This window comes from Synechococcus sp. H55.11 (assembly GCF_047462475.1).
Classification (GTDB): Bacteria; Cyanobacteriota; Cyanobacteriia; order Thermostichales; family Thermostichaceae; genus Thermostichus.
In genome coordinates, this window is sequence record NZ_JANSJI010000229.1 from 1 (window position 1) to 4,570 (window position 4,570).

The 4,570-nt window shown below is 46.5% G+C and carries 3 protein-coding genes; 1 reads left to right on the forward strand and 2 read right to left on the reverse strand.

What is annotated here, in order from left to right:
- Nucleotides 1-97: 97 nt before the first annotated feature.
- Entirely contained in the window at nucleotides 98-2,545 is a 2,448-nt protein-coding gene (locus tag NW853_RS09125) for a class I SAM-dependent methyltransferase (protein WP_414348863.1), read from the reverse strand.
- A gap of 107 nt (nucleotides 2,546-2,652) precedes the next feature.
- On the opposite strand from NW853_RS09125, the gene NW853_RS09130 reads away from it, so the two are divergent.
- Complete coding sequence (locus NW853_RS09130) at nucleotides 2,653-2,931, forward strand: phosphoribosyltransferase (RefSeq protein ID WP_414348864.1); 279 nt, start codon at nucleotides 2,653-2,655, stop codon at nucleotides 2,929-2,931.
- Between the two features lie 43 nt (nucleotides 2,932-2,974).
- Here the strand turns inward: NW853_RS09130 and NW853_RS09135 are convergent.
- Nucleotides 2,975-4,570, reverse strand: a 1,596-nt coding sequence (locus NW853_RS09135) for an FkbM family methyltransferase (protein WP_414348865.1), incomplete at its 5' end; no start/stop codon positions are given.

Consider the following 4,570-nt stretch of genomic DNA (forward strand, 5'->3'; position numbering starts at 1 on the left):
CTACGAGCAGATGACGCCCCAGCAGTTGATGGAGTCGCTGCGTTCTTCGGGTTAGCTTGGTCCTCTGCGAGTCTACAAATTCACCCTTGTGATGTCTCTATCTAGACGGCAGCTCAAAGCGAGGTACCCTATCTAAGGCAGGGCGGACCCCAGCAGGGATCTGCTCGTGAGCAAGAGGATAGTGGTAGTTGACCTGAGCCAGCAGCCGTTTCCACTGCTCCGAGTTGAGAGTTTTGACCAGAGAAATAGACGGCTCTTCCTTTAACTCGTAACCTGAATCGGTTAGTTTGAGGGTAACGTTAGCCGCTGCCGTTTCCAGAATTGACTCGGCCATTCCATAATCTAGCTCTGCGGATACAATCAAGGCATAATCCTGAGGGATCGGGCTAAGCAGAATAAACTCCAGTAAAAGCTCCAGACTGGAAATAGTCGCTTCTTGGAAACTGGGATCCCAATCGGGAAACAGAGCTAAACTAACTTTGCCCAAGCAAACTCTAGAAACTGGGAAACTTGGCTTTTCTTGGGATAGCAAAATTGGGTTATTTTCCCCGGGTGTAAACCAAGCTCCGGTGTGATCAATTATGTGGATGTGAAAGAACGACTGTATTTCCTGCTCAAAGTCATGAACTGCCTGCCTGCAACTTTCCCAAAGACCATAGCCCTCAATCTGGATCAGACCTTTTGAGCTAACCTGACTGTATAAGTTGCGAAGTGCATTTATAGTTGACTTGTAGTCGCCATTGGCATGAATATAAAGCAATGCAACTTCCCCAACTTCCTTTAAGGAAGCAGCTAGGTTACTCTCAGACAAAGTAACTGGAATAATACATTCCCCAACTTCAAGCTTTTCACCCAAATGTTGTAAGCTTTCGTCTGTTCTAGTACTTGCCTTATCTGCTTCTTTATCAAGATTTTCTTCAAAGAGGACGTAGACTTTGCGGGGTCTATGGCTGTGGTGCCTAATCACCCAAGCTAGTAAAGCGGAGCTTCCTCCTTTCCCATACTCTACAAAATTTCCCGGGATATCTTCTTGACAAATCTTTTTGGCAGATAGATAAAGCTCCAAGAAGTACTCCGACTTTGAGAGAGTAGGCAAACGTAGGGCTTCGCAAGCAACTTGAAAATCTAAATCTTGGTTAGCTTTATTTTTTTTCTTCAGATAGCTATTAACGCACCAAGTGAAGTTTGATCCAAAAAAATCACAGTAACTTCTATCTATTTCGTATCTATCAGGATATTTCGACAAAAACTCTCTGACTGCACGCTTCGGTCCGCCATTATAAAGGATATCTTCTCCCATATCAGAGACGATCGCATCCTCAATAATAATATACTCTCCTGGTAGGAGATGTTGGTGGAAAAACTCAAGAACCTTAATTGTAGTTTCGTACTGATGGTCAGCATCTTCAATTACAAGTAATGGCCTCGGTAGTCTAGAGAGGAAAAAAGGTGACAGTATTGCTTCAAGCTCACGCCCATTTCCTCTAAGATAGGTTACTTTTGGATGAGATAAACTCGTGACTCGATTTACATCAATAGAGTAGATGTGTGCACCTAAGCCAAAACTACTCAAAATATCTCCCAACCATAGAGCACTTCCACCACAATACGAGCCAATCTCAATGATCGTTCTCGGCTTAACTTGCCAAATCAAGAGAGGATAAAGAGCTATGTCGAAAGGATTTTTAGTTGTAGGAATACCTTTGTATGAGTAAGCTAAACTCCCGCGTTGTATAGAGTTCATGACATCCTTTGGAAGACCGGTTTTCCAATCTTGGAGCATTACAGGATCAAACCCACTAATGCAATAATCTCCGAGATGCTCAGGTAACGTCCAGTGCACATTTGGATCTGGCATATGATCAACTGGTCGAACATTACCTCGCCAGGCTACGCCCATAATCTGCATAGTTTGATAGATCATTGTTTTCCAACCACGATCCTTCAAGTAGTTTAAGCCTTCAGCTACACTTGGCAAAACAAGATTGTGAAAAAGAACTAAGCAGTCTTCAGCAGCATATCTTTCTACTACTCGAGTATCCTGCAGGGGGGCAGGAGATTCACAGTTTCCATCAATAAAAATTAAAGACCAGCGACGGTTAGTTTGCAAGGCAATTTCTTCCACTTTCTTTGGACTATAGCCAGGATGTAAGTTAACGTTGGAGCGAACTCCTGCTAGGCATAAGGACTGCTCCACACTTTCATAGACTACTGGGTCAAATAGGGCAGGATCCACGACGTCAAGGACAACTCCACCTGCTGCAAGGTGAGCAGTTGACCAACCTAGCCAGCAGCCGATTTCCAGTGCAGATTTACCTTTAAGTTCGAGAGCAGTGTTGTAGAGAATGTGGGCTTCATCTCGACTGACAAAATTAACTGAAGGATTGCGGCAATCCACGTAACAAAGGTGAGGAATATGTCTGCGCAGGTAAGACGGGAAGCGTTGATCCGCATTACCAACTCGCATATTAGGGAAGCAATGATCTAAATAGATTTTCTGAAAGGAGGTACTAACGTAGTCATGCCTAGCAATGCTCTCTGTCATTTGGCTACACAGTTCTCATGGTTTCTCCTTACAGCGTAAACCACTAGACTTGTGCGGTCAAGCTTGCTCGCTCAGAAACGTAAGTTTTTCCTCAAAGAGATCTGGCCATGACCACTGCCAACCTGGGCAGCCATGTGTTGTTGGTGGACGACCTGGCCGATTCTGGCATGACCCTGAAGCGCTCCGTCCACTGGCTTAAGCACCACTACGGCTTTTACATCGAGGAAATCCGCACTGGCGTACTCTGGTACAAAGCGGCCTCTGTCTACCAGCCCGACTACTACGTGGACTACCTGCCCGATAACCCCTGGATCCACCAGCCCTTCGAGCCCTACGAGCAGATGACGCCCCAGCAGTTGATGGAGTCGCTGCGTTCTTCGGGTTAGTTAATTTTGCTCAAGGCTTGCTTCTTCAAGGAATTTGGTAAGTCTAGGCTGGTATCATATCTGCCACTTTTTCCAAGCTTGAGGGGTGGATTGCGATGATATTTAAGGCGGAAACTGGATATTGCTGGGGTTTAACTTTGGTGAGTTTATTCAGGAAACGGTTGTAGGTATAAAACCCATATCCCAGCGACTCCAGGATCTTCGCGGTAGCAGATCCCGTAACTTTAGAACCGCTGATATTCTCAAAAATAACAATAGGCTGGGTGGCAGCAACCAACTCTAGCGCGCCGGATATGACCTGCTCTTCGGCGCCTTCTGCATCGATCTTGATGAGATCGATTTGCGGCTTTCCCTGCGAGCGCCAGATAGAATCCAAAGTAGTAAGACTTACTACTTTTTCATCTCTTGATCTTTGTTCTGACACTGGCCCTGAAGCACTGATGGAGTTAAATACGGTAGCCCTTTCTTCCTGAAATTGGACGGTACCCTCATGGTCTCCAGCAGCAGACTCAACAAGGGAAACAATATTGTCTAGGGAGTTAGCACTGATTGTCTTTTGCAGATGTTGAATGCAGGAAGGTGTCGGCTCAACTGCAATCACACTGCCTGCCGGGCCGACTCGGCGTGCAGCAAGAAAAGTGTACACCCCAACATTAGCGCCCACATCAATAACATTCATGCCTGCTTTTAGGAAGTGACGGCAGAAATCCACTTCTTCCTCAAACCACTCCCCTTGGGTAAGTAGGACTCGGGTCACGATACTTGAGAATGAAGGTTCTAGTGAAAGCCTACAATTTTCGTAGTCGAGATAAAGATCCGGCTGGCCAGGCAAAGAAGCTGTGCGCACTTGGTGTACAACTTCCCACATCGCAATTTGCTTGACTAGACCTGCTAATTGATGGTTTGGCTCGAGACTGAGCACGCGGTTGATTGGCACTAGCCCTTCTATCTTTCTCTGCGAGAGGAGCTCAACTCCCACCGCCAAGGCTGCCTGTGTGTCATCTGGGTTTATAGAATAAGTCAGGTTCCAAAACCTCATGGCTCCTGGGCTATATACAACCCCAATGTGGGCGGCCATCCACTTAGCTAAATAGTATAGGTAGGTATGTTTTGTAGAAGCAGCGGGATCCGAAAAACCTTCGCTTTGAACCCAAATGGGAACATCTGTCAACTGGGAAGGTTGCAGATCCTGGGCTTCCGTACACAAAAACTCCAGTAGAGCATAGGCATCCTCAAAAGCGCGAGAACGATCTCCCAATACCAATAGGGCATGGATTCGGTTTAGCCAACAGGGAACATGATAGGGATCCCTTGCCAGACCTCTTCGCCACAAAGATAACGCTTCTTCCCAAGTAGATTGCCGTGCTGAAACGGAAGCCTCGGCGCCTAGGGAACGGATGAGCTGGATCCCTGCTTGATTCCATTCGTCTGGGCTGGAGTACAAGTCGTTAGGATGAAAGACATAGGCTTCATGAGGTTTGCCTTCCAGAATGTGGAAGAAGGCAGCTTCCATGCTGCGGGCATGCTCGCGCGGATCCCAAATTATCGACCAGCGGCGAGAATCTTTGATTTGCTTTTTAATTCGGTTGAGTTGCTCCGGATTGTTGCCCAGTTGGATCCCACGTTGGATAAACTCTTC

What these genes read in the sequence shown, in the direction of transcription:
- NW853_RS09125 (WP_414348863.1), bottom strand. Translation starts at nt 2,545, where the DNA reads ATGACAGAGAGCATTGCTAGGCATGACTACGTTAGTACCTCCTTTCAG.
- NW853_RS09130 (WP_414348864.1), top strand. Translation starts at nt 2,653, where the DNA reads ATGACCACTGCCAACCTGGGCAGCCATGTGTTGTTGGTGGACGACCTG.